Origin of the sequence: Ochrobactrum teleogrylli (assembly GCF_006376685.1) — a bacterium.
GTDB lineage: Bacteria > Pseudomonadota > Alphaproteobacteria > Rhizobiales > Rhizobiaceae > Brucella > Brucella teleogrylli.
Window position 1 is genome coordinate 1 of sequence record NZ_VEWL01000043.1, and the last position, 1,107, is coordinate 1,107.

Consider the following 1,107-nt stretch of genomic DNA (forward strand, 5'->3'; position numbering starts at 1 on the left):
CCTCAGCAACCGTGTTGTTGAGAGGTCCAAGGAGTTCGCCTTCGCAGGATGGTGTTAAGAATGGTTGCGAGCTTTCGCATGGCGGCGACGATGGCGACCTTTGGCGGTTTTCCGGCATCGCGCAGCCTTGTGTAGAAGATCTTGATTGTTGTCGAGCAACGAATGGCCGACAGGGTGGCCATGTAGAGTGCGCAACGCACGGTAGTGCGGCCACCGCCGATATGGCGCTGCCCGCGCATCATGCCGCTGTCATAGGCTATAGGAGCAACCCCTATCAGAGCGGCGAGCTTCTTGTCATCAATGCTGCCCAGTTCCGGCAGTTCGGCGATGAGAATGGCGGCTGTTGTCTCGCCGATGCCGGGTACCGAGAGCAGGAGGTTGCGCCGTTCTGCCATCTCGGGTTCAGCCTCGATGGCCAAGGCGATAGCCGTGTCGATGCGGATGAGCTGCGCCTTGAAGGAGGCAAGCAACTCATGGATGAGAGCGGCGATGTCTGCAGATGCATGTTCGAGGCGGTTCTTCTCGGCAATGGCCATGTCGATGAGTTGGCGGCGGCGTGTCACCAGCGCGGCCAAGGCAATGCGGCCGTCGTCGATATGGGGGATCTGTGCCGGCCGCATCGCCTTGGCGAAGTGCAGGATGACCCGCGCATCGACCCGATCGGTCTTGGCCAACCGACCGCTGGCTCTGGCAAAGTCGCGGACCTGGCGGGGATTAACGACGGCAACCGCAATGCCAACCGCCGCCAACGTGCGCACCATAGGCGTCTCGTAGCCGCCAGTTGCTTCGACAACGACCAGACTGGCTCCCGCTACCGCGGCTGCGAGTTCATGGCAGCCTGTCACATCGTTGTTCCATCGCGCCACCGATGTGACCCCGTCGCGCGCAACATCGAGATAGGCCTTGGAGACATCTATCCCGACCATAAAATCCTGTGAGGCATCCATGGGTGCTCCTCCTTGCAACGCGGGCTCAAAGCCCAGCCAACCGTTCGAGCGAAAGGATGCAACGGAGGCGCTTGCTGAGGCACGGGGTCAAGTCCCAAGGATGACACGCGCCTCCGTCACGTCACCTATTTTACACTATCGACAACGTACAAGGATGAGG

General features: G+C 60.6%; 1 protein-coding gene. It reads right to left on the minus strand.

The window, feature by feature from the left end:
- Positions 1-2: 2 nt before the first annotated feature.
- Entirely contained in the window at positions 3-947 is a 945-nt protein-coding gene (locus FIC94_RS22325) for an IS110 family RNA-guided transposase (protein ID WP_140026473.1), read from the minus strand.
- Positions 948-1,107: the final 160 nt, after the last annotated feature.